The sequence below is a fragment of the Pseudomonas allii genome (assembly GCF_055380095.1).
In genome coordinates, this window is the sequence record NZ_AP039450.1 from 1,055,492 (window position 1) to 1,075,950 (window position 20,459).

Annotated in this window: 15 protein-coding genes; 9 read left to right on the plus strand and 6 right to left on the minus strand. The window is 62.2% G+C overall.

Annotation, left to right across the window (positions count from 1 at the left end):
• Positions 1–5 precede the first annotated feature (5 nt).
• From murD to lpxC, 9 genes are all read left to right on the plus strand, one after another.
• On the plus strand, positions 6–1,352 hold the full coding sequence (gene murD / locus ACZ445_RS04740) for a UDP-N-acetylmuramoyl-L-alanine--D-glutamate ligase (protein ID WP_464704823.1): 1,347 nt from the start codon (positions 6–8) through the stop codon (positions 1,350–1,352).
• The gene (ftsW, locus tag ACZ445_RS04745; protein WP_058422954.1) at positions 1,349–2,572 is read left to right on the plus strand and encodes a putative lipid II flippase FtsW; all 1,224 of its coding nucleotides are present in this window, start codon (positions 1,349–1,351) and stop codon (positions 2,570–2,572) included. Before murD ends, ftsW begins: the two co-directional genes overlap by 4 nt.
• Positions 2,562–3,632 carry an undecaprenyldiphospho-muramoylpentapeptide beta-N-acetylglucosaminyltransferase gene (gene murG / locus ACZ445_RS04750; protein ID WP_464704824.1) on the plus strand — a complete coding sequence of 357 codons (1,071 nt, stop codon included), beginning with the start codon at positions 2,562–2,564 and terminating at the stop codon, positions 3,630–3,632. The genes ftsW and murG overlap by 11 nt, the downstream gene beginning before the upstream one ends.
• Positions 3,625–5,070 (plus strand): UDP-N-acetylmuramate--L-alanine ligase, encoded by a 1,446-nt coding sequence (gene murC / locus ACZ445_RS04755; RefSeq protein ID WP_464704825.1) that lies wholly within the window; start codon positions 3,625–3,627, stop codon positions 5,068–5,070. Before murG ends, murC begins: the two co-directional genes overlap by 8 nt.
• On the plus strand, positions 5,067–6,023 hold the full coding sequence (locus ACZ445_RS04760; RefSeq protein ID WP_058422951.1) for a D-alanine--D-alanine ligase: 957 nt from the start codon (positions 5,067–5,069) through the stop codon (positions 6,021–6,023). The genes murC and ACZ445_RS04760 overlap by 4 nt, the downstream gene beginning before the upstream one ends.
• A 4-nt stretch (positions 6,024–6,027) precedes the next feature.
• Entirely contained in the window at positions 6,028–6,897 is an 870-nt protein-coding gene (locus tag ACZ445_RS04765; RefSeq protein ID WP_058422950.1) for a cell division protein FtsQ/DivIB, read from the plus strand.
• Positions 6,898–6,912: 15 nt separating this feature from the next.
• Positions 6,913–8,175: a cell division protein FtsA gene (ftsA, locus tag ACZ445_RS04770; protein ID WP_010213031.1), complete on the plus strand. Its 1,263-nt coding sequence runs from the start codon at positions 6,913–6,915 to the stop codon at positions 8,173–8,175.
• 73 nt (positions 8,176–8,248) lie between these two features.
• Positions 8,249–9,454 (plus strand): cell division protein FtsZ, encoded by a 1,206-nt coding sequence (gene ftsZ / locus ACZ445_RS04775; RefSeq protein ID WP_017526184.1) that lies wholly within the window; start codon positions 8,249–8,251, stop codon positions 9,452–9,454.
• A 112-nt stretch (positions 9,455–9,566) separates the two neighbouring features.
• Positions 9,567–10,478 (plus strand): UDP-3-O-acyl-N-acetylglucosamine deacetylase, encoded by a 912-nt coding sequence (lpxC, locus tag ACZ445_RS04780; RefSeq protein WP_003171886.1) that lies wholly within the window; start codon positions 9,567–9,569, stop codon positions 10,476–10,478.
• 194 nt (positions 10,479–10,672) lie between these two features.
• Here the strand turns inward: lpxC and ACZ445_RS04785 are convergent, their stop codons facing one another.
• From ACZ445_RS04785 to ACZ445_RS04810, 6 genes are all read right to left on the minus strand, one after another.
• Positions 10,673–12,166, minus strand: coding sequence for a GGDEF domain-containing protein (locus ACZ445_RS04785; protein WP_058422949.1), 1,494 nt, complete (start codon positions 12,164–12,166; stop codon positions 10,673–10,675).
• A gap of 86 nt (positions 12,167–12,252) precedes the next feature.
• The gene (locus tag ACZ445_RS04790; RefSeq protein ID WP_464708019.1) at positions 12,253–13,575 is read right to left on the minus strand and encodes an OprD family porin; all 1,323 of its coding nucleotides are present in this window, start codon (positions 13,573–13,575) and stop codon (positions 12,253–12,255) included.
• Between the two features lie 394 nt (positions 13,576–13,969).
• Entirely contained in the window at positions 13,970–15,334 is a 1,365-nt protein-coding gene (locus tag ACZ445_RS04795; protein WP_058422947.1) for a heavy metal sensor histidine kinase, read from the minus strand.
• Positions 15,324–16,001, minus strand: coding sequence for a heavy metal response regulator transcription factor (locus tag ACZ445_RS04800; protein ID WP_179028607.1), 678 nt, complete (start codon positions 15,999–16,001; stop codon positions 15,324–15,326). The genes ACZ445_RS04795 and ACZ445_RS04800 overlap by 11 nt, the downstream gene beginning before the upstream one ends.
• A 25-nt stretch (positions 16,002–16,026) precedes the next feature.
• Entirely contained in the window at positions 16,027–19,116 is a 3,090-nt protein-coding gene (locus ACZ445_RS04805; protein ID WP_310863465.1) for a multidrug efflux RND transporter permease subunit, read from the minus strand.
• A complete protein-coding gene (locus tag ACZ445_RS04810) occupies positions 19,113–20,279 on the minus strand; it encodes an efflux RND transporter periplasmic adaptor subunit (RefSeq protein WP_058422944.1) in 1,167 nt (388 codons plus the stop codon). The genes ACZ445_RS04805 and ACZ445_RS04810 overlap by 4 nt, the downstream gene beginning before the upstream one ends.
• Positions 20,280–20,459: the final 180 nt, after the last annotated feature.

A 20,459-nucleotide genomic window follows, 5' to 3' on the forward strand; every position in this document is an offset into this window, starting at 1 on the left:
AACGAGTGTCCCTGATCGCTTCAGACCACTTCCGCATCGTTGTCGGCCTCGGCAAGAGCGGCATGTCCCTGGTTCGCTTCCTGGCGAACCGGGGCACGTCGTTTGCCGTGGCCGATACGCGGGAAAATCCACCGGAGCTGGTCACGCTGCGCCGTGACTACCCGCACGTGGAAGTGCGTTGTGGCGAGCTGGATGTCGAGTTTCTGTGCCGTGCCGATGAGCTCTACGTGAGCCCTGGCCTGGCCCTGGCGACGCCGGCCCTGCAAGCCGCCGCTGCCCGTGGCGTGAAGCTGTCCGGCGATATCGACCTGTTCGCCCGTAATGCCAAGGCGCCGATCGTGGCCATCAGCGGCTCCAACGCGAAAAGCACCGTGACCACCCTGGTCGGCGAGATGGCGGCTGCGGCCGGCAAGCGTGTGGCCGTGGGCGGCAACCTCGGTACACCCGCGCTGGACTTGCTCAGCGACGACATCGAGCTGTACGTGATGGAGCTGTCGAGCTTCCAGTTGGAAACCACCCACGACCTGGGTGCCGAAGTGGCAACCGTGTTGAACGTGAGTGAGGACCACATGGACCGCTACAGCGGCCTGCCGGCGTACCACCTGGCCAAGCACCGGATCTTCCGTGGCGCACGGCAAGTGGTGGTCAACCGCCAGGATGCCCTGAGCCGTCCGCTGATGGGCGAGGGCCTGCCCTGCTGGACCTTCGGCCTCGGCAAACCCGATTTCAAAGCCTTCGGCATCCGCGAAGAGAGCGGCGAGAAATACCTCGCCTTCGAATTCCAGAACCTGATGCCGGTGCGCGAGCTGAAAATTCGTGGCGCCCATAACCAGTCCAACGCCCTGGCGGCTTTGGCGCTGGGGCATGCCGTCGGCCTGCCATTTGACGCCATGCTCTCGGCGCTGCGCAGCTTTGGCGGCCTCGAGCATCGCTGCCAGTGGGTGCGCGACCTTGATGGCGTCAGCTATTACAACGATTCCAAGGCCACCAACGTCGGTGCAGCCCTGGCAGCCATCGAGGGCCTTGGCGCCGATATCGACGGCAAGCTGGTGCTGATCGCCGGTGGCGACGGCAAGGGTGCCGACTTCAAGGACCTTAAAGGCCCGGTGGCTGAACATTGCCGCGCCGTGGTGCTGATGGGCCGTGATTCCGATCTGATTGCCGTCGCCCTCGGTGACGCTGTACCGCAAGTGCGCGCTACGTCCCTGGACGACGCCATTGCGCAATGTAAAGCCCTGGCCCAGCCGGGCGATGCGGTGCTGCTGTCGCCAGCCTGCGCCAGTTTCGACATGTTCAAGAACTACGAAGAGCGCGGCCAGCTGTTCGCCCGCGCCGTGGAGGCCTTGGCATGAGCATCAACTTTAGAAACATTATCAAGCCGTACCCCTCGCCGATCATCACCGGGCGCGGTATCGACCTCGATTTCCCGATGCTGGCAGGTTGCCTGGCGCTGCTGGGCCTGGGCCTGGTGATGATCACCTCGGCGTCGTCCGAAGTGGCCGCCGTGCAGTCGGGCAATACCCTGTACATGATGATCCGTCACCTGGTGTATCTGGTGATCGGCCTCGGCGCGTGCATCGTCACCATGATGATCCCCATCGCCACCTGGCAACGCCTGGGCTGGCTGATGCTGATCGGAGCGTTCGGCTTGCTGATCATGGTGATCCTGCCCGGCATCGGCCGCGAGGTGAACGGTTCGATGCGCTGGATCGGCTTCGGTGCCTTCAACGTGCAGCCGTCGGAAATCGCCAAGGTGTTCGTGGTGATCTACCTGGCCGGCTACCTCGTACGCCGCCAGAAAGAAGTGCGCGAGAGCTGGATGGGTTTCTTCAAGCCGTTCATCGTGCTGCTGCCCATGGCTGGCCTGCTGCTGATGGAGCCCGACTTCGGTGCCACCGTCGTGATGATGGGCGCTGCTGCGGCGATGCTGTTCCTCGGCGGTGTGGGGCTGTTCCGCTTCACCTTGATGGTGGTGCTGGCCGTGGCGGCCGTGACCGTCCTGGTGCAGGCACAACCCTATCGGATGGCCCGTCTGATCACCTTTACCGACCCCTGGTCCGACCAGTTCGGCTCCGGCTACCAGTTGACCCAGGCGCTGATCGCCTTCGGTCGCGGCGAGTGGCTGGGTGTAGGCCTGGGCAACAGTGTGCAGAAGCAGTTCTACCTGCCGGAAGCGCACACCGACTTCGTATTCTCGGTACTCGCCGAAGAACTCGGCGTGGTGGGTTCGCTGTGCACGGTCGCGCTGTTTGTGTTCGTGTGTGTACGCGGCATGTACATCGGCCTGTGGGCCGAGAAGGCCAAACAGTATTTCGCCGCCTATGTGGCGTACGGCTTGTCGTTCCTGTGGATCGGCCAGTTCCTGATCAATATCGGTGTGAACGTCGGCCTGTTGCCGACCAAGGGCCTGACCTTGCCGTTCCTCAGTTATGGCGGCAGTTCGTTGGTGATCTGCTGCGCGTGCCTGGGTTTGTTGCTGCGCATCGAGTGGGAGAGTCGAACTCACCTGGGCAGCGAAGAGATGGAGTTCAGCGAAAGCGACTTCGCCGAGGAGCCGACCCATGGGCGCTAACGTGCTGATCATGGCGGGCGGCACCGGGGGCCACGTGTTCCCGGCCCTGGCCTGTGCGCGGGAATTCCAGAACCGTGGCTACACCGTGCACTGGCTGGGTACGCCGCGCGGTATCGAAAACGAGCTGGTGCCGAATGCTGGTGTGCCGCTGCACCTGATCAACGTCACCGGGCTGCGTGGCAAGGGCAAGTTGTCCCTGCTCAAGGCGCCGTTCGTGTTGCTCAAGGCGGTGTGGCAGGCGCGCAAGATCATTCGTGAACTGAAGCCGGTGTGTGTGCTCGGTTTTGGTGGGTATGTGACCGGCCCGGGTGGCGTCGCCGCCAAGCTCGCCGGTGTGCCGGTGATCGTGCACGAACAGAACGCCGTCGCCGGCACGGCCAACCGCCTGCTGGTGCCCTTGGCGGCGCGGGTGTGCGAGGCCTTTCCGAAGACCTTTAGTGCATCGGACAAGTTGCGCACCACCGGCAACCCGGTGCGTACCGAACTGTTCATGGGCATCGCCCGTGAAGCGTTGGCCGGGCGCAAGGCGCACCTGCTGGTCATGGGCGGCAGCCTGGGCTCCGAGCCTTTGAACAAACTGCTGCCGGAAGCCCTGGCACAACTGCCTGTGGAGATGCGTCCAGAGATCTTCCACCAGGCTGGCAAGAGCCACGGTGAAGTCACCGCCACGCGCTATCGCGAGGCCGGTGTGGAGGCGAACGTACAGCCCTTCATCAAAGACATGGCCCATGCCTATGGCTGGGCCGACCTGGTGGTCTGCCGCTCCGGTGCGCTGACCGTCAGTGAACTGGCCGCCGCCGGTCTGCCGTCCTTGCTGGTGCCTTTGCCCCATGCGATCGACGATCACCAGACCCGCAACGCTGAATATTTGGCCGGGGAGGGCGCTGCCGTCCTGCTGCCGCAAAGAACGACTGGCGCCGCCGACTTGGCCGCACGCCTGACCGAGGTATTGATGCAACCGGAACGACTCAACAGCATGGCGAGCACCGCAAGCCGCCTGGCCAAACCTGACGCAACCCGCACCGTGGTCGATATCTGCCTGGAGGTGGCCCATGGTTGAGAATCAGAAAGCCATGCCGCAACCGGAAATGCGCCGCATCCGTCGCATCCACTTCGTCGGTATCGGCGGCGTGGGCATGTGCGGCATTGCCGAAGTACTGCTGAACCTGGGCTACCAGGTGTCCGGCTCCGACTTGAAAGAGTCGCCGGTCACCGACCGCCTGAAGTCGTTCGGCGCGCAGATCTTTATCGGCCACCGTGCCGAGAACGCCGCCGAGGCCGATGTGCTGGTGGTGTCCAGCGCCGTGAACACCTCCAACCCGGAAGTGGCCACTGCCCTTGAGCGCCGCATTCCCGTGGTGCCTCGCGCCGAGATGCTGGCCGAGCTGATGCGCTATCGCCATGGTATCGCCGTCGCCGGTACCCACGGCAAAACCACCACCACCAGTCTGATCGCCTCGGTGTTCGCCGCCGGTGGCCTGGACCCGACGTTCGTCATCGGTGGCCGCCTGAATGCGGCCGGCACCAATGCCCAGCTCGGCACCAGCCGCTACCTGATCGCCGAAGCCGATGAAAGCGATGCGAGCTTCCTGCATTTGCAACCGCTGGTGGCCGTGGTCACCAACATCGACGCCGATCACATGGCGACCTACGGCGGTGACTTCAACAAGCTGAAGAAAACCTTCGTCGAGTTCCTGCACAACCTGCCGTTCTACGGTCTGGCGGTGGTGTGCCTGGACGATCCGGTGGTGCGCGAAATCCTGCCGCTGGTCAAGCGCCCGACCGTGACCTACGGCTTCAGCGAAGACGCCGACGTGCGCGCGATCAATGTGCGCCAGGAAGGCATGCAAACCTTCTTCACTGTGCTGCGTCCGGACCGTGAACCGCTGGACGTCTCGGTGAACATGCCGGGCAACCACAACGTACTCAATTCCTTGGCGACCATCTGCATCGCCACCGACGAGGGCGTCAGCGATGAAGCCATCGTCGAAGGCCTGTCGCGCTTTGCCGGCGTGGGCCGTCGCTTCCAGGTCTACGGCGAACTGCCGGTGGATGGCGGCAACGTGATGCTGGTGGACGACTACGGGCACCACCCGACCGAAGTCGCCGCCGTGATCAAGGCCGTGCGTGGCGGCTGGCCGGAGCGTCGCCTGGTGATGGTGTACCAGCCGCACCGCTACAGCCGTACCCGCGACCTGTACGACGATTTCGTCAATGTACTGGCCGATGCCAACGTGCTGTTGTTGATGGAAGTCTACCCGGCCGGTGAAGAACCGATCCCGGGCGCCGACAGCCGCAAGCTGTGCAACAGCATCCGTCAGCGTGGCCAGTTGGACCCGATCTACATCGAGCGTGGCGTGGACCTGGCGCCAATCGTCAAGCCGCTGCTGCGTGCCGGCGACATCCTGCTGTGCCAGGGCGCCGGTGACATTGGTGGCCTTGCGCCGAAATTGCTGGCGAGCCCGCTGTTTGCGGCAAAAAAGGGAGCGGCGAAATGATCACTGACTACGCCTCCCTGTTTTCCACGATCACGCCTGCCGACTTCGGTCGCGTAGCCGTATTGTTCGGCGGCAAGAGCGCCGAGCGCGAAGTGTCGCTCAAGTCCGGCAACGCCGTGCTCGAAGCGTTGCAAAGTGCCGGCGTGAACGCGTTCGGTATCGACGTGGGCGATGACTTCCTCGCCCGCCTGCAGGCCGAGAAGATCGACCGCGCCTTCATCATCCTCCACGGCCGTGGCGGTGAAGACGGCAGCATGCAAGGCCTGCTGGAGTGTGCCGGCATCCCTTATACCGGCAGCGGCATCCTGGCTTCGGCGCTGGCGATGGACAAGTTGCGCACCAAGCAGGTGTGGCACAGCCTGGGCATTCCGACCCCGCGTCATAGTGTGCTGTGCAGCGAAGACGATTGTATTTCTGCAGCCAAGGAACTGGGCCTGCCTTTGATCGTCAAACCTGCCCATGAAGGCTCCAGTATCGGCATGGCCAAAGTGAACTCGGCCGCCGAATTGATCGACGCATGGAAAGCGGCAAGTACCTACGATTCGCAAGTGTTGGTGGAACAGTGGATCCAGGGTCCCGAGTACACCATCGCCACCCTGCGTGGCCAGGTATTGCCGCCTATCGCATTGGGCACGCCCCACACCTTTTACGACTACGACGCCAAGTACCTGGCTTCCGATACCCAGTACCGGATCCCGTGCGGCCTCGACGCAGCCAAGGAACAGGAATTGATGGACCTCACGGCGAAAGCCTGTGAGGCGCTGGGTATCGCCGGTTGGGCGCGGGCAGACGTGATGCAGGATGACCAAGGGAGTTTCTGGTTCCTGGAAGTCAATACCGCACCGGGCATGACCGACCACAGCCTGGTACCTATGGCCGCTCGCGCTGCGGGCCTGGATTTCCAGCAACTGGTGCTGGCGATCCTGGCTGCAAGCATTGAGCAACGAGGCTAAGGACATGAAAGGCGCATCGCTTCGTCATCAGCCCCCACAAGCACCGAGCCGCAAGCCGGTGCCACGGGGTGCCAGCCGAATGGTGGCTAAAGAGCCGATGTCGGCGCGCCTGCCGAAAGCCAACTTTGGTTTCCTCAAGGCGCTGTACTGGCCGGTACTGCTAGTGGTGCTGGGCTTCGGAACCTACGAGGGCGCACAGCGTCTGTTGCCGTATGCCGACCGGCCGATCACCAAGATCAGCGTGCAGGGCGACTTGAGCTACATCAGCCAGCAAGCGGTACAGCAGCGCATCGGCCCGTACCTGGCGGCGAGCTTCTTTACCATCGACCTGGCCGGCATGCGCTCGGAGCTGGAACAGATGCCGTGGATCGCCCACGCCGAAGTCCGCCGCGTATGGCCGGACCAGGTGACGATCCGCCTGGAAGAGCAACTGCCCGTGGCCCGTTGGGGTGACGAAGCGCTGTTGAACAACCAGGGCCAGGCGTTCACCCCGCGTGAGCTGGCCAACTACGAGCACCTGCCGCAGCTCTTCGGGCCGCAGCGGGCGCAGCAGCAAGTGATGCAGCAGTACCAGGCCTTGAGCCAGATGCTGCGGCCATTGGGCTTCTCCATTGCACGCCTGGAACTGCGTGAACGGGGCAGCTGGTTTTTGACGACCGGGGCAGGCAGTTCCGGCCCGGGCATCCAGTTGTTGCTGGGACGCGACCGCTTGGTGGAAAAGATGCGCCGTTTCATTGCCATCTACGACAAGACCTTGAAAGAACAGATTACGAACATTGCGAGCGTCGACCTGCGTTACGCCAACGGCCTTGCCGTCGGCTGGCGTGAACCGGCAGCGCCCACGGCAGCGCAACCCGCTGTCGCGAAGAATTAAGAAGAGGCAGGACCCATGGCAAACGTGCAAAGCGGCAAAATGATCGTCGGTCTCGATATCGGCACCTCCAAGGTGGTGGCGCTGGTGGGCGAGGTCGGGGAAGACGGTGTCATCGAAATCGTCGGTATTGGCACGCATCCGTCCCGGGGCCTGAAGAAGGGCGTGGTGGTGAACATCGAGTCCACCGTGCAATCGATCCAGCGCGCCATCGAAGAAGCGCAGCTGATGGCCGGTTGCCGGATCCACTCGGCGTTCGTCGGCGTGGCGGGTAACCATATCCGCAGCCTGAACTCCCACGGCATCGTGGCGATCCGCGACCGCGAAGTCAGCTCGGCCGACCTCGAGCGCGTGCTCGACGCCGCCCAGGCTGTGGCGATCCCGGCTGACCAGCGCGTGCTGCATACCCTGCCGCAGGACTACGTGATCGACAACCAGGAAGGCGTGCGCGAGCCCCTGGGCATGTCGGGCGTACGCCTGGAAGCCAAGGTCCACGTAGTGACCTGCGCCGTCAACGCTGCACAGAACATCGAAAAATGCGTGCGTCGCTGCGGCCTGGAAATCGACGACATCATTCTCGAGCAGTTGGCCTCGGCCTACTCGGTACTGACCGACGACGAAAAAGAGCTGGGCGTGTGCCTGGTCGATATCGGCGGCGGCACCACCGACATCGCGATCTTCACCGAGGGTGCGATCCGTCACACCGCCGTGATCCCGATTGCCGGTGACCAGGTGACCAACGACATCGCCATGGCGTTGCGTACACCGACCCAGTACGCCGAAGAAATCAAGATCCGCTACGCCTGCGCCCTGGCCAAGCTGGCCGGTGCCGGCGAGACCATCAAGGTGCCGAGCGTGGGCGATCGTCCACCGCGCGAACTGTCGCGCCAGGCCCTGGCCGAAGTGGTCGAGCCACGCTACGACGAGCTGTTCACCCTGATCCAGGCTGAACTGCGTCGCAGCGGCTACGAAGATTTGATCCCGGCCGGCATCGTGCTGACCGGTGGTACCTCGAAAATGGAAGGCGCGGTCGAACTGGCCGAGGAAATCTTCCACATGCCGGTCCGTCTGGGTGTGCCCCATGGCGTGAAGGGCCTGGGCGACGTGGTACGCAACCCGATTTATTCCACCGGCGTGGGCTTGCTGTTGTACGGGCTGCAAAAGCAGACCGACGGCATTTCCCTGTCGGGCCCGAGCAACCGTGACAGCTACCGCAGCGACGACGAGGCCAAGGCGCCGTTGTTCGAGCGCTTGCAGGCATGGGTCAAGGGCAACTTCTAACGATTTACCGCGACACCGCAACACCGTTGTAAGCAGTAGGCGAAAAAACTAGAGAAATGAAAGGAGAGGGAACATGTTCGAACTCGTAGACAACATCCCCGCAAGCCCGGTCATCAAAGTGATCGGTGTCGGCGGTGGCGGCGGCAACGCTGTCAACCATATGGTCAAGAGCAACATTGAAGGCGTTGAATTCATCTGCGCCAACACTGATGCCCAGGCGCTGAAAAGCATCGGCGCGCGGACCATCCTGCAATTGGGCACTGCGGTGACCAAGGGCCTCGGCGCTGGCGCCAACCCGGAAGTCGGCCGTCAAGCCGCGCTGGAAGACCGCGAGCGTATCGCTGAAGTGCTGCAAGGCACCAACATGGTGTTCATCACCACCGGCATGGGCGGCGGTACTGGTACCGGTGCTGCGCCGATCATTGCCGAAGTGGCCAAGGAAATGGGCATTCTGACGGTTGCTGTCGTGACCCGTCCGTTCCCGTTCGAAGGTCGCAAGCGCATGCAGATCGCCGACGAAGGCATCCGCCTGCTGTCTGAAAGCGTCGACTCGTTGATCACCATCCCCAACGAGAAGCTGCTGACCATCCTGGGCAAGGACGCAAGCCTGCTGTCCGCTTTCGCCAAGGCTGACGATGTACTGGCCGGTGCCGTTCGCGGTATCTCCGACATCATCAAGCGCCCAGGCATGATCAACGTCGACTTTGCCGACGTGCGTACCGTGATGAGCGAAATGGGCATGGCGATGATGGGCACTGGCTGCGCCAGCGGTCCGAACCGTGCACGTGAAGCCACTGAAGCGGCCATCCGCAACCCGTTGCTGGAAGACGTGAACCTGCAAGGCGCACGCGGCATCCTGGTGAACATCACCGCCGGTCCTGACCTGTCCCTGGGTGAGTACTCCGACGTGGGTAGCATCATCGAAGCCTTCGCTTCCGAGCACGCCATGGTCAAGGTCGGTACCGTTATCGATCCGGACATGCGCGACGAGCTGCACGTGACCGTGGTTGCGACCGGCCTGGGCGCGAAAATCGAGAAGCCTGTGAAGGTCATCGACAACACCCTGCACAACAGCCAGGCCAGCCACGCCAGCCAAGCGGCTGCTGCTCCAGCGCCTTCGCGCCAGGAACTGCCGTCGGTGAACTACCGTGACCTGGACCGTCCGACCGTGATGCGCAACCAGGCTCAGGCCGGTGCTGCGGCGTCCCGTAGCCCGAATCCGCAAGATGACCTGGACTACCTGGACATCCCGGCATTCCTGCGTCGTCAGGCCGATTAATGGAATGTATCAGGGCTATGAAGGTGATTGGTGTTCAGCAAAGGTCTGGTCTGCTATTATCGCCAGCCTTTGTTGATACCAGTTCGCAATTTGCGCTGAAGCGGTCCAAGCCATGATTAAACAACGCACCCTGAAGAATATTATTCGTGCCACAGGTGTAGGTCTGCACTCCGGGGAGAAGGTATACCTGACCCTCAAGCCTGCACCTGTCGACACCGGCATCGTGTTTGTGCGTGCCGACCTGGACCCTGTGGTGCAGATTCCTGCTCGCGCGGAAAACGTTGGCGAAACCACTATGTCGACCACATTGGTCAACGGTGACGTCAAAGTGGACACGGTGGAGCACTTGCTCTCGGCCATGGCTGGCCTGGGCATCGATAACGCCTACGTCGAGCTCTCCGCGTCCGAAGTCCCGATCATGGATGGCAGCGCTGGACCCTTCGTATTCTTGATTCAATCTGCCGGCCTGGAAGAACAGGACGCAGCCAAGAAGTTCATTCGCATTCTGCGGGAAGTGACAGTAGAAGACGGCGACAAGCGCGCCACCTTCGTCCCGTTCGAAGGCTTTAAAGTGAGCTTTGAGATCGATTTCGATCACCCGGTATTCCGTGACCGCACCCAAAGTGCAAGCGTGGATTTTTCCAGCACTTCGTTCGTAAAAGAAGTCAGCCGCGCCCGTACATTTGGTTTCATGAGTGACATCGAGTACCTGCGCAAGCACAACCTCGCACTCGGCGGCAGCGTTGAAAACGCCATTGTGGTCGACGCGGATGGTGTCCTGAACGAAGACGGCCTTCGCTACGAAGACGAATTCGTGAAGCACAAGATCCTCGATGCAATCGGTGACCTCTACCTGCTGGGCAATAGCCTGATAGGCGAGTTCAAAGGCTTCAAGTCGGGCCACGCCCTTAACAACCAGCTGCTGCGCAAGTTGATTGAGCAGACAGACGCTTGGGAAGTCGTGACCTTCGAAGATGCCAGCACCGCACCGATCTCTTACATGCGTCCCGTTGCGGCGGTGTAAGTAACAACTCTCTTTCTTTAGTTTTAAAGGCTGCCTTCGGGTGGCCTTTTTTTATGCCCACTTTTTCTGACTCTGCCTCGGTTCAGGGGTGGGAGGGGGCTTGCCCCCGATTGCAGCGGGTCAGGCCAGGCATTTGTCACTGATGCACCGCCATCGGGGGCAAGCCCCCTCCCACATTAGGTCGGGTTTATTATTTAGAGGGTTGCGGAATCGACAATGCGGTTTCTTCCGCTGTGCTTGGCCTCATACAGCGCCTGGTCCGCACTCAGCAGCAACGCCTCCAGCGACTGGCGACTGCGCTTGTCCCACGTACTCATGCCAATACTCACCGTAATCGGCTGCTCATCACCCTCCACTCGCGGCAAGTGCTCGACACCGCTGCGGATATGCTCGGCGATCACCGAAGCACCCTTGGCATCGGTCACCGGCAGCACCACTGCAAACTCTTCACCGCCATAGCGTGCCGCCAAGTCGGCCGGGCGGCGGATGTTGGTACCGATCACTTGGGCCACGTTACGTAGTGCCTCATCGCCGCCATGATGACCATGACGGTCGTTGAACGCCTTGAAGTGGTCCACATCGATCATCAGCACCGTGAGCGGCTCGGTCGAGCGTTGGGCGCGGTCCCACTCCAGGCGCAGGCGTTCGTCCAGCACGCGGCGGTTGGCCAGGCCCGTCAACGCATCGGTGGCTGCCAGTTCTGACAGTACCCGTTCAGCGCGCCGCCGCCGTCGCAGTTCCCGGCGTAGCATCCAGGTCAGCCACAACAAACCGGCACAGAGCACTCCGGTTGCACTACTGGTCAGCAGTGCCACGCGACTCCAGGGCGCGAATACGTCCTCGCTGGACAGCGCCACGACCACGATCAGCGGCAGTTCACCGACATTGGTAAAGGTATACAGGCGTTCTTTGCCACTGATGGCAGAGATCGCCTGAAAGCTGCCGCTTCCGTCACGCAGTATTCGCTTGAAGTTGGGTCGGTCACTGAGGTCCTTGTCGATCATGTCGCGTTCGAGCAGCGGCTGCTGGGCCAGGAGAATGCCATTCCTGCTCAGCAGGTTGACGCTGCTGCCGTTGCCGATGGTCAGGGTGTTGAAGAGCTGATCGAAATACGCCAGGCGCATGGTCGCAACCGCCACGCCGGCAAACTCTCCCTTGGAGCCTGACACACGTCGACTGAATGCCATGCGCCAGACCTGGTCGCAGTCGCAACGGACCTTGAACGGCCGACTGATAAACAAGCCGGCGTTGGCGTCCTTGGCATGCACCTGGAAATAATCGCGGCTGGCAAAATTACGTGGCGTGGGCCGCAGCGTGGAGGAGTCGGCGATAACCGTACCGGTGGTGTCCAGCAGCAGGACCTCGCCTTTGAAAGGCGCCGCCGTGGACAAATCAAACTGCACCAGGTGCTGGATATTGGCGGCAACTTGGGACAAGTCTTCGCGTTGCGTGGCCGCAATCAGACCGTTGAGCGCCATGTCATACAGTTCGACGTTACGCAGCACGTCGGCATTGATCAATTGGGCGATGTTGGTGGTAGACCGCTTGGCCGCTTCGAGCGTGCTGGCGTGTTCGCGCATCAACAGCACCGCGACAATGATCACAATCAGGGCGACGCTGAGCCCGCTGCCCAGGATCAGTAACAACTCAGGGTGTGCGGGTGAGGTACGAACAGGGCGTGGACTCATCGGGCAGACTTCAGCGGTGAGGATGCTGGCAGTTTAGTTCTACCCGATGAAAATTAATTACTTGGTTAAAAAGAAAAAATCACCCCTCAGAACACGTTGATCGGATAGTCGACGATCACGCGGTACTCGTCCACATCCCGATCCACCGCCGCGTAGCCATTGCCACCGCGGTTGGTCGCCCATTGCAGGCGCACCGCCAAGTCCTTGGCCTTGCCGCCCTGCACCACGTATTTCACGTCGATGTCGCGTTCCCAGTGCTTGGCATCTTTGCCATCGGCGCTGTACCAGGCGCTGTAGCCACGGCTTTGCGGGTCAACCTTGGTCAGGTCGGTCTTGCCGCTGATATAGGACACCGCCGAGGTCAGGCCTGGCAGGCCGAGGCCGACGAAGTCATAGGCGTACTTGAGCTTCCATGAACGTTCGTTGGGGCCGTTGAAGTCGGAGTACTGCTGGGAGTTGTCTAGGTAGACGCTGTCACCTTGGGCGATGTAGTCGAACGGCGTGTTGCCGTTGACCCGCTGGTAGGTGGCGGTGACGCTGTGGTTGCCCACGCCCACGGTGAAATGCAGGCTGTAGGTGTTGTTGTCGATGCTGCCGAGCAGCGACTGGCCGGTGTCCTGGGTGTGGTAGTAGTGCAGGCCTGGGTTGAGGCTGACCAGGTCATTCAGCGCGTAGGTGTAGTCCAGGTCGTAGTAGTACTGGTTCCACACGTCCTTGAGTTCCGACGCGTAGAGGTTGCTGGTCAGCCCGTCGATGCCGCTGAACGATACGCCGGCCCAGTTCATGTGCTGGCTGTCCGCCGTGTTGGGCAGCGCGCCGTAGCTGGTGCCGATGCGGCGATGGCCGCTCTGGTTGTAGAGCTTGGTGAAACTGGCCTGGCCGCCTTCGAACATCCAGCCGTCGAGACTGTGGTTGGTCACGCTCACGCCACGGAAGGTCTGCGGCAGCATGCGTGTCGCGCCGCCAGCGATCACCGGGTTATTGAGGAACAGGTCGCCGGCCTTCAGCTCGGTATCGAATGCGCGCATTTTCAAGGTGCCGCCTGCCGTGGAGAACGAGCCGGGTGCCTTGCCGTTGCCACCGCCATACGGAAGGATGCTGGAACCATCGGTGCCGCCACCGCCGTCGAGCTTGAGGCCGAGCATGGCATGGGCATCCAGGCCGAAGCCGACGGTGCCTTGGGTGTAGCCGGATTCGAAGATGCCGATGAAACCCTGGCCCCACTCCTTGCTGTCATCGGTGTGGATGTCGCGCCGGTCGCGGTTCATGTAGTAGTTGCGGGTGTTGATTTTGAGGTGGGCGCCTTCGACGAAACCGTCGGCGGGGGTGGTGTCTGCCGCGTGGGCAAGGGAGGTAATCGTTGCGGCTACTGCGAGGAATAACGGGGTGAACGTCAGCGAGTTCTTCACCGGTGGAGCTCCTTTGGTCAATCGGAAACGGCCAATGTCGTGGGGGTGTGCCTGGCCTTTTTTACGGCAAAAAAAAGCCGCTGAAGGTCAGCGGCTTTAAGACAGATTCCCAGTGTAGAGCCCTGGAAATAAGTCGAGGGAAATTCGGGTAAGCGGGAAAGCTGTCTTTGCCGTCGCGCTCATCGATGCGTCAAATTAACGCAGGCGAGCGGTGGAATACAGAGTGTAACAAGATAATGACTGTTGCCCAAATCGCAACAGTGATGGTGTGAAGGGCAATGTGGGAGGGGGCTTGCCCCCGATGGCAGTGTGTCAGCCAGTTCATGGGTAACTGACGCTCCGCTATCGGGGGTGTAGCCCCCTCCCTCAGTTAGACTGCCGCGTCTCAGGAGATTCAGAGGGGCAGGGTAATGCCAAAGGTATTGCCACCGCCGTCGCTGCGTACGAACACATCCCCGCCATGCATCAACGCAATCGCCTTGACGATTGCCAGCCCCAGCCCGTGATTTGCCCCACTGTTGCTGCGCGACGCATCTACCCGATAAAAACGTTCGAACAGGCGCGGCAGGTGCTCGCTGGCAATTGCGTCGCCGGGGTTGGTCACACCGATAGAAACCTGATGCGCCAGCACCTCGATGTTCACTGCAATCACCTGCCCGGGCGCGGTGTGCTGCACCGCATTGCTCAGCAGGTTGATCAGTGCGCGGCGCAGGTGGGCTTTCTCGATCTGCACCACGGCATCCCCGTGGACCTGCACCTGGACCTGGGCGTCTTCGAGGATGAAGTCCAGGTAGTCCAGGGTCGTGGCCACTTCGTCGGCCAGGGAGCTTTCGATCAGCTTGGTGGCCTTGCTGCCTTGGTCGGCGCTGGCGAGGAACAGCATGTCGTTGATGATCGAACGCAGGCGCTCCAGCTCTTCGAGGTTCGATTGCAGTACCTCGAAATAATGCTCGGCCGAGCGCCCTCGGGTCAGCGCCACCTGGGTCTGGCCGATCAGGTTGGTCAGCGGCGAGCGCAGTTCATGGGCCACATCGGCGTTGAACGACTCCAGGCGTGAATAGGCTTGCTCGACGCGGTCGAGGGTGGCGTTGAACGAGTTGACGAACTGGCTCAACTCGGGAGGCAACGGCAACAGTTGCAGGCGCCCGGAGAGCTTCGGCGGCGCGAGTTTCTGCGCTTCGTCCGAGAGTTTGCCCAGTGGTTTGAGGCCGATGCGCGCCACCCAGAACCCTAGCAACGATGCCAGCACCACGCCTACCAGAGCCAGGCTGATCAACGCCACCAGCAGGTGATGCTGGGTGGCGCGGAAGTTCTCGGTGTCGATGGCGATCATGAAGCGCAGCGGCGGGCGTTGATCCTTGGCCGGGAACTGGCTCACCAGTACCTTGAACGGGTGTTTGTGGCCGGCCAGGCGCAAGTCGCGCTTACCTGTGCGCCCTTCGGCGAAGGCGCGGATCTGCGCATCGGGGTTGCCATACTCATAGTTCGGGTCACTGCTCACCACCCAGAAACGGATGCGTTTGTCTTCCTCGCCCAGTAACTTGAGCTTGGCCTTGATCTTTTGCCAATGGTCCGGCGTACCAAAGCGATTCACCGACGATTCGAGCACGCTGTAGCGCGCGTCCAACTCGGCGCCCGGCAGCAGGCCCAGGCTGCGATCCACTTGCTGATACAGCGCGCCGCCGATCAACAGGAAGATCAGCAGCGCCACCAGGCTGAACATGCCGCTCAGGCGCAAGGCAATCGAGTTAGCCGACACTGCGACTCTCCAGCACATAGCCCATGCCGCGAATGGTGTGCAGCAGCTTGGTATCGAACGGCCCGTCGAGCTTGGCGCGCAGGCGCTTGATCGCGACTTCCACCACGTTGGCATCGCTGTCGAAATTGATGTCCCAGACCATTTCTGCAATCGCCGTCTTGGACAGGATTTCGCCCTGGCGTCGTGCCAACACACTGAGCAGCGAGAACTCCTTCGCAGTCAGGTCCAGGCGCTGTCCGTTGCGGCTGGCCTTGCGGCTGATCAGGTCGATCCACAGGTCGGCGACCGTGACTTGCACCGGCTCGTGCCCGCCACTGCGGCGGGTCAGGGCTTGCAGGCGCGCCACCAGTTCCAGGAACGAAAACGGCTTGCCCAGGTAATCGTCGGCGCCTTCGCGCAGGCCGCGAATGCGGTCTTCCACGCGCTCGCGGGCGGTCAACATGATCACCGGCGTCTGTTTGCGTGCACGCAAGGCGCGCAACACGCCGAAGCCGTCGAGGCCGGGCAGCATCACGTCGAGCACGATCACCGCGTAGTCGTTCTCCAGCGCCAGGTGCAGGCCTTCGACACCTTCGCGGGCGACATCGACCGTATAGCCTTGCTCGGTCAGACCGCGATGCAGGTAGTCCGCGGTTTTTTCTTCATCTTCAATAATCAGGACGCGCATGAGTGTTGTGCTCCAGGGGCGGGCCTCAGTGTGTGCTCGCCAGCGCAGGCGTTGGTTTAGGCCGGTGGAAAAACTTCTCGAGGTACAAGTATATGACCGGCGTGGTGAACAGCGTCAGCGCCTGGCTCACCAGCAAGCCGCCGACCACCGCGATCCCCAGCGGCTGGCGCATTTCCGCACCGGGGCCCGCGCCGAGCATCAGCGGCACCGCGCCGAGCAGGGCGGCTAGGGTGGTCATGATGATCGGCCGGAACCGCGTGACGCAGGCTTCATAGATCGCCTCTTCGGGCGGCAACCCGCGCACACGCTGGGCGTCGAGGGCGAAGTCGATCATCAGGATGCCGTTCTTCTTCACAATGCCGATCAACAGCACCAGGCCGATCAAGGCCATGATCGAAAAGTCCTGGCCCATCAGCGACAGCATGATCAGCGCCCCCAACCCGGCTGATGGCAAGGTCGAGATAATCGTCAGCGGGTGCACGAAACTCTCATACAGCACGCCGAGGATAATGTAGACCGCCACCAGCGCCGCCAGGATCAGCCACGGTTGGCTGGCCAGGGAGCTCTGGAACGCCTGGGCCGCGCCCTGGAAGTTGCCGATGAGGGTAGTCGGCATGCCGATTTCATTCTTGGCCTGGTTGAGCATGATCACCGCGTCGCCCAACGCCACGCCCGGCGCCAGGTTGAACGACAGGTTGGCGGCCGGGAACATGCCGTCATGGCTGATCGAAAGCGGCCCCACGGTCGGCGGGTCGACTTTGGCCAGCGCCGACAGCGGCACCATCTCGTTGGTCAACGGCGAGCGCAGGTAGAAGTAGTTCAGGCTCTCGGCCTTGCCGCGTTGTTGCGTGTCCAGTTCCAGCACCACCTGGTACTGGTTGATCTCGGTCTGGAACTCGTTGATCTGGCGTTGGCCGAACGCGTCGTACAGCGCCTGGTCCACATCGGTGGCGGTCAGGCCGAAGCGTGCGGCGGCCTGGCGGTCGATGCTGATGTGGGTGATGCTGCCGCCCAGTTGCAGGTCGTTGGACAGGTCGCGGAAGGCCGGGTTGGCACGCAGTTTTTCGGTGAGGCGCTGGGTCCAGGTATTCAGCGTCGGGCCGTCATTGCTCTTGAGCACGTACTGGTACTGGGCGCGGCTGGGGCCGGAACTCAAGTTGATGTCCTGGCCGGCACGCAGATACAGCACGATGCCCGGCACCTTGGCCAGTTTCGGCCGAATGCGGTCGATGAACTGGCTGGCGGACACATCGCGATCACCCCGGTCTTTCAAGGCGATCCAGAAACGGCCGTTGGCGATGGTCTGGTTGCTGCCAGTCACCCCCACCGAATGCGAGAACGCTTCCACTGCGGGATCGGCCTTGACGATCTCGGCCAGGGCCTTGTGCTTGGCGACCATGTCCGGGTACGACACGTCGGCCGCCGCTTCGCTGGTGCCGAGTACAAAGCCGGTGTCCTGCACCGGGAAGAAGCCCTTGGGGATAAACACATAGCCGACCACGGCCAGGGCCAGAGTGACCACGAAGATCGCCGCCATACTGCGTTGATGGGCCAGGGCGCGGCGCAGGGTGCGCGCATAGCCGGCCAACAGGCGCTCGCTGAACCCAGGTTTGTCGTGGGCGTGATGAGTGGGGGCGCGCATGAACAGCGCGGCCAGGGTCGGCGCCAGGGTCAGCGACACCACCACCGAAATCAGGATGGTCGAGGTGGCTGTCAGCGCGAACTCCTTGAACAACCGCCCGACCACGCCGCCCATGAACAGCAGCGGAATGAATGCGGCCACCAGCGAGAAGCTGATGGACACCACGGTAAAGCCGATTTCACCGGCGCCCTTGATCGCCGCTTCGCGCTTGTCGAGGCCCGCCTCCAGATGACGGTGAATGTTCTCCACCACCACGATGGCATCGTCCACTACAAAGCCCACGGCAATCACGATTGCCACCAGCGTGAGGTTGTTCAGGCTGAAACCCATCAGGTACATCAGCGCAAAACTGGCGACCAGCGACACGCCCAGCACACTGGACACAATCATTGTCGCCGACAACTGCCGCAGGAACAGCGCCATCACCGCCACCACCAGCAGGATGGCAATCAGCAGGGTGACTTCCACTTCATGCAGGGACGCGCGGATGGTCTTGGTGCGGTCGGTCAACACGCTAACCTGCACTGACGCCGGCAACATCGCTTGCAGGCGCGGCAGCTCGGCTTGAATACGGTCGACAGTCTCGACGATGTTCGCGCCGGGTTGGCGTGAGATCACCAGGTTGACCCCGGGCGTGTCGCCGGACCAGGCCTGCACGTAGGCGTTTTCTGATCCGTTGATGACTTTGGCGATATCGCGCAGTTGAACCGGTGCGCCGTCCTTGTAGGACACGATCAACTGCGCGTAGTCCTCCGGGTGGAACAACTGGTCGTTGGTCGACAAGGTCGACACGCTGTTCTCGCCGTATATCGCGCCCTTGGCCAGGTTGAGGCTCGATTGCTGGATGGCCAGGCGGATATCGGCGAGGGTCAGGCCAATGGCGGCGAGTTTGTCCGGCGAGGCCTGCACGCGGATCGCCGGGCGTTGCTGGCCGGTGATGTTGATCTGGCCCACGCCGTCGATCTGGCTGATCTGCCGGGCCAGCAGGGTTTCCACGTAGTCGCTCAGCTCGGTGCTGGGCATGCTGTTGGAACTGACGCTGAGGATCAGTACCGGGCTGTCTGCCGGGTTGACCTTTTTCCAGGTCGGCAGGCTCGGCATATCGCTGGGCAGTTTGCCGGACGCGGTGTTGATCGCGGCCTGCACTTCCTGGGCGGCGGTGTCGATGCTCTTGTTCAGGGTGAATTGCAGGGTCAGCAGGCTGGAGCCCAAGGCACTGCTGGAGGTCATCTGGGTCATGCCGGGGATGGCGCTGAATTGCACCTCCAATGGCGTGGCCACGGACGAGGCCATGGTGTCCGGGCTGGCGCCGGGCAGGGTGGCGGTGACCTGGATCGTCGGAAACTCCGCTTCCGGCAGTGGGGCGATGGCCAGGCGTGGGAAGGCAATCAGCCCGAGCAGCACCAGGGCGAAGGTCAGCAGCAGGGTGGCGACCGGGTGGTCGACGCACCAGGCTGATGGCGAACGGCTCATGGCTGCACCTTGGCATCAACGGTCTGGATGACCTGCGGCGGGTCCTTGAGTACCTCCACCTGCGCCCCGGCCTTGAGCCGCGACTGGCCGTCACTGACCAGCACATCCCCGGCCTGCACGCCCTTGATGATGTTGAGGTCGCTGTCCTGGTACGTCACCTGCACCGGCACTACCTCGACCTTGTCACCGTTGACCCGGTACACGAAGTGCGAATCCAGGCCGCGCTGCACCACGGTCGGCGGCACCACCAGCGCATTTTTGTCGAGGGCGGTCTGGATCTTGATGGTCACCAGTTGCCCCGGCCACAGGCGTTGTGAGGCGTTGTTGAACTCGGCTTTGGCGCGCAGGGTGCCGGTGGTGGAGCTGATCTGGTTGTCGATCAGGCTCAAGTGGCCTTCGCCGAGCAAGTCGCCGGTCTGGCCGTCGGTATCCGCGCCCAGGTAGGCGTCGACGCTGGCCGGGGTGGGCGCTGCGATCAGGCCTTGCAGGGTGGGCAGCATCTGTTGCGGCAGGGAAAATTCGACGGCAATCGGGTCGATCTGGGTGACGGAAAACAGGCCCTGGGTGTCGGCGGTACGTAGGAAATTGCCCTCATCCACGGTGCGAATACCCACGCGGCCGCTGACCGGTGAGCGAATCTGGGTGTAGGAAAGTTGCACCTGGGCCGAATCGATGGCGGCCTGGTTGCCCTGGGCGGTGGCCTTGAGCTGGTTGACCAACGCTTGTTGCTGGTCATAGGTTTGCTTGGACACGCCGTCGTCGACGCTCAGCTCCTTGTAGCGCTTGAGGTTGACCAGCGCTACCTGCAACTGAGCCTGGCTTTCGCCCAGTTGCGCCTTGGCCTGGTCGAGACTAGCGCGGATCGAGCGGTCATCGATGGTCGCCAGCAGGTCGCCGGCCTTGACCCGTTGGCCTTCCTTGACCAGCAATTTAGTGAGGATGCCGTCCACTTGCGGGCGAATCACCACGCTGTGCAGTGACAGCACCGAACCGATCCCGCTGACAAAACGCGGAACATCCTGTTGCGCCACGCTCACCACCCGCACCGGAATCGCCGTGGGCGCCGCCAGTTTGGCTTTGGCTGGACGGGTCAAGGCCCAGGCTGCAACGGCCAACACCACGAGGACAACCACGATCAGGGCGGTTTTGCGTTGAATGTGCATGGGGTGAGGCGCCAGGGCAAAGGATTGGAAGTGTGTGAGGCCTTTATAGCCTGCCAACCCGGTCAGCAAGGTGACTGCTAACTGACGGCGCTGTCAGTAAAGGCAGACCATTCGTACAGGTGGTGGTTAAAGATCCGAGGCGGGCAGGTATACTGCGCGCCAGCGTGGCCCGCAAGCCGG